Source organism: Stenotrophomonas sp. STEN033 (genome assembly GCF_056856655.1).
In genome coordinates, this window is sequence record NZ_JBXFWM010000116.1 from 1 (window position 1) to 4,503 (window position 4,503).

Here is a 4,503-nt window from a genome sequence, read left to right on the forward strand (position 1 = left end):
ATGCTCGGCAGAAGCTATACCGGGAAGTCCTCTGCCGAGCATGGCTCGGCACTACAGGTCCGGCTCTGCCGAGCATGGCTCGGCACTACAGCTTCGGCTCTGCCGAGCATGGCTCGGCACTACAGGGCCGGCTCTGCCGAGCATGGCTCGGCACTACCGGCAGCAACAACTCAACCATCAACGGCCACGAAACCACCGGTCTGGCGCGCCCACAAGCGCGCATACAAGCCGCCTGCGGCAACCAGCTCGGCATGCGTGCCGGTTTCGACAATGCGGCCCTGATCCATCACTACCAAGCGATCCATGCGCGCGATGGTGGATAGTCGATGGGCAATGGCGATCACGGTCTTGTCGCCCATCAACTCGTCCAGGCTGTCCTGGATCGCCGCTTCCACTTCCGAATCCAGGGCCGATGTGGCTTCGTCGAGGATCAGGATGGGTGCATCCTTCAGCAGCACGCGGGCAATGGCGATGCGCTGGCGCTGGCCGCCTGACAGCTTCACCCCGCGCTCACCGACATGGGCGTCGTAGCCCTGCCGTCCCTGTCCATCAACCAGGGACGCGATGAAGCCTTCGGCACGCGCCTTGGCCACGGCGGCGCGCAGCTGCTCCTCGCTGGCATCCGGTCGCCCGTACAGCAGGTTGTCGCGGATCGAGCGATGCAGCAACGACGTATCCTGGGTGACCACACCAATCTGTGCACGCAGGCTGTCCTGGGTGACGTGGGCGATGTCCTGGCCATCGATCAGGATCCGCCCGCTTTCCAGGTCATACAGCCGCAGCAGCACGTTTACCAGGGTGGATTTGCCGGCACCCGACGGACCGACCAGGCCGATCTTCTCGCCCGGTTTCACCGCCAGGTTCAAACCGGCCATCACCCCGCCGCGCTTGCCGTAGTGGAAGTGCACATTCTCAAAATCCACCGCACCGGCGCTGACCACCAGGGGTTTGGCGTCGGCGGCATCCTGCACCGTCAGCGGCTGGGCGATGGTCTCCATGCCGTCCTGCACGGTACCGATGTCCTCGAAGATGCCGTTGATGGTCCACATGATCCACCCGGACATGTTGTGGATGCGGATCACCAGACCGGTGGCCAGGGTAATCGCGCCCACGCTGATCAGGTTGCCCTGCCACAGCCACAAGGCCAGCCCGCAGGTTCCGACGATCAAAAAGCCGTTGAGGATGGCAATGACCAGCTCCAGCCCGGTGGTGATGCGGGTCTGTGCGCGGTGCTTTTCAGCCAGCTCCTGGATGGCCTGCGCCACATAGCGCTGCTCGTGGCCACTGTGCGCGAACAGCTTGAGGGTGGCGATGTTGGTATAGCCATCGACGATGCGCCCCATCGCGCGCGAGCGCGCATCGGAGGCGATCCAGGCGCGGTGTTTCATGCGCGGTACGAAGTACACGCCGATAGCGATATAGGCCAGCAGCCACGCGGCCAAGGGCAGCATCAGCCGCCAGTCGGCCTGCGCGAACAGATACAGCGCGGTGCCGGTATAGACCACGATGTACCACAGCGAATCGACCATCTGCACAGCCGATTCGCGCAGCGAGGTGCCGGTCTGCATCACCCGGTTGGCAACGCTGCCGGCAAAGTCGTTCTGGAAGAAGCTCAGGCTCTGCCGCACCACGTGGTTGTGCATCAGCCAGCGCGAACGGTTGCTCAGGCCGGGCACGATGGACTGGTTGACCAGCAGGTTGTGCAGGGCCACCAGCAGCGGCCGCGCCAGCAAAGTGATTCCGGCCATCCACAGCAACTCACTGGCGTGGCGCTGGAAGAAGCCGGGCCCTGCGCTGTCGGCCAACATGTCGACGATGCGGCCGAGGAAGTCGAACATCGCCACTTCCACCAATGCCAGCAGCAGGCCGGCGACCAGCGTGGCCAGCAGCACCGGCCACACCGGGCGCAGGTAATGCAGGTAGAAACGCACCACGCCACGCGGCGGCGTGCGCGTATCCAGTGGCGGAAAAACGGGAATCAGGGACTCGAACCAGCGCAGCATCGCCACGGCCTGTAAAACCGGAACAGGCCGCGATTGTCCCATCGCGGCCTGTGTTCTGTCTGTCTAGGCGATGCGGAACTGTCTGGTTGTGGGAGCCGCGTCAGCCGCGAAGCTGGCGCCCTTTCCGTACACGAAACAGCTGCAACCTGATGATTTACCGGCTTCGCGGCTTACGCCGCTCCTACAAACGCTTCATTCCGCCTTCGGCTTCAGCAGCAGGTCCTGGAAGTCGAAGCTGAAATCGGTCAAGGACGACACCGCCTGCATGCGCACCTCGCGCACCTTGCCGTCCGGGTCCAGGTTGAAGTTGACGAAGGCATCGGCGTTGAGCGAACGGTTGTCCCAGCGCACGATGAAGGTGTCGTGCTGCCAATGCTCCATCGTGCCCACCAGATCGGCGGTGGCACCAAAGCGCAGGCGCAGCTTGCCACCCTGCTGCTCGACGAATACATCGCCATACCAGGCATCGCCATAAGTGCCTGCATACTTGGTCAGCGGCAGCGACGGCTTGCTCTTGGCATCGCGCGCCGCCACATGCTTGTCCCAGCCTTCATCGGCATTGCCCTGCGCCTTGGCCACGCCAGCGGCGTAGGCGCCCACCCAGTCATGGCCCGGTGCACCCAGCATCGCATCCAGCACGCTCATGGTGATGGCATTGAAGGCGGCCCCGGATTCCTGGTTGGTCAGCACCACCACGCCCAGGTTCTGCTCCGGCACCAAGGTCAGCCGCGACACCTGGCCCGGCCAGCCGCCGGTATGCCAGACCAGCTTCTGCCCCCGGTAATCGCTCAGGCTCCAGCCCTCGCCATAACCGGCGAAGTTGGGACGTGCGGCAGCCAGTTCCGGTACCGACGGCTTGGGCACCACCTGCGGGATCTGCATCTGCCACATCTGCTGCTGGGTCTTTTCGCTGAACAGCGGCGTGCCATTGGCAAGCTTGCCCTCGGCCAGCTGCACGTTCATCCACTTGGCCAGGTCATGCACGCTCGAATAGATGCCACCGGCACCGGCATTGTTGGACCAGGTCAGCGGCGGCACCGGCCGCAGGTCCTTGAAGTCGTACTTGGCGTGGCCAACGGCAGCCTTGTCACCCGGCTTGAGGTGATCGGCGTTGTAACGGGTGTCGGCCATGCCGACCTTGTCGAAGATGCGCTGCTGCAGGAAGTCGGCAAACGACTGCCCGGACACCTTCTCGATCACCTGCTGGGCCACCGCGTACAGGATGTTGTCGTAGGCATAGCGGTCACGGAAGCCATTCTTCAACGGCACCTGCGCCAGCCGCGCCACCACTTCGGCATTGCTGTAGCGGGTGGTCGGCCAGAACAGCAGGTCGCCTGCGCCCAGGCTCAAGCCGCTGCGGTGCGAGAGCAGGTCGCGGATGCGCATTTCGCCGGTGACATAGGGGTCGGACATGCGGAACGACGGCAGGTGATCCACCACCCGGTCGTCCATCTTCAGCTTGCCTTCCTCGGCCAGCAGGTTCAGCGAGGTCGCGGTGAAGGCCTTGGTATTGGAGGCAATGGCGAACAGGGTATCGGCCTGCACCGGCTCCGGCTTGCCCAGCTCACGCAGGCCCCAGCCGCGCTCCAGCACCACCTTGCCGTCCTTGACCACCGCCACTGCCACGCCCGGCACGTCGAACTGCTGGCGCACACGCTCCACCGTGGCGTCCAACTGCTGCAGTTCCGTCGGCACCGCGTCTTGTGCTGCCGCCATCGGTGCCACCACGCCCATTGCGAGCACCAGCCCGCCACCCAACCAACTATTCAATACGCTCTCCCTTTGGATCGATGCCGGCGCCGGGCCGGTCTTCTCGCGATGGTAACGCGAGCGCGCCCACCCTTGCCTTTCCACAACTGCCCGCCTGCCCCCATGGACCTGGCCGCCCGTACCACCGCCACCATCATCCCCTGCCTGCGCTACCGCGACGCACCGGCTGCGATCGATTGGCTGTGCAAGGCCTTTGGGTTCCAGCGCCATGCCGTCTACCAGGACGGCGAGGTGGTTCTCCATGCGCAGCTGGTATTCGGCAACGGCATGATCATGCTGGGCTCGGTGCAGCCTGGCGAATGGGGCAGCAACATGATCCAGCCCGACGAAGTCGGCGGCATGGAGACGCAGAGCGCCTGCGTGATCGTCAGTGACGCCGACGCGCATTACGCGCAGGCCAAGGCTGCCGGTGCGGAGATCGTGATCGACATCGCCAACCAGGATTACGGCGGCCGCGGCTACGCCTGCCGCGACCCCGAGGGCCACCTGTGGTGGTTCGGCAGCTATGACCCCTGGGCCCCAACCTCGTAGTGCCGAGCCATGCTCGGCAGGGGCTTTCCAGGCGACCCCGTAGGAGCGGCGTAAGCCGCGAAGCCAACAACAAGCAAACAGCCAAAAGCCAACCCCTCCCCAGCCCTCCCCTGCTACGCAAGGGAGGGAGCGTAGTGGGGGGGCGCCGCCCGGCCGGCGCGCGGGGGGCGGGCCGCTCCACCCCGGAGGGAGGGGGGGG

Annotated in this window: 3 protein-coding genes; 1 reads left to right on the forward strand and 2 read right to left on the reverse strand. The window is 65.0% G+C overall.

The window, feature by feature from the left end:
- Positions 1-170 precede the first annotated feature (170 nt).
- Both AC1VXC_RS20870 and AC1VXC_RS20875 read right to left on the reverse strand, forming a co-directional pair.
- Entirely contained in the window at positions 171-2,003 is a 1,833-nt protein-coding gene (locus AC1VXC_RS20870; RefSeq protein WP_481539963.1) for an ABC transporter ATP-binding protein, read from the reverse strand.
- Positions 2,004-2,195: 192 nt separating this feature from the next.
- The gene (locus tag AC1VXC_RS20875; protein WP_481539964.1) at positions 2,196-3,773 is read right to left on the reverse strand and encodes a serine hydrolase; all 1,578 of its coding nucleotides are present in this window, start codon (positions 3,771-3,773) and stop codon (positions 2,196-2,198) included.
- Between the two features lie 102 nt (positions 3,774-3,875).
- Between AC1VXC_RS20875 and AC1VXC_RS20880 the strand changes: the two genes are divergently transcribed.
- Positions 3,876-4,304 carry a VOC family protein gene (locus AC1VXC_RS20880; protein ID WP_481539965.1) on the forward strand — a complete coding sequence of 143 codons (429 nt, stop codon included), beginning with the start codon at positions 3,876-3,878 and terminating at the stop codon, positions 4,302-4,304.
- The last annotated feature ends 199 nt before the right edge of the window (positions 4,305-4,503 follow it).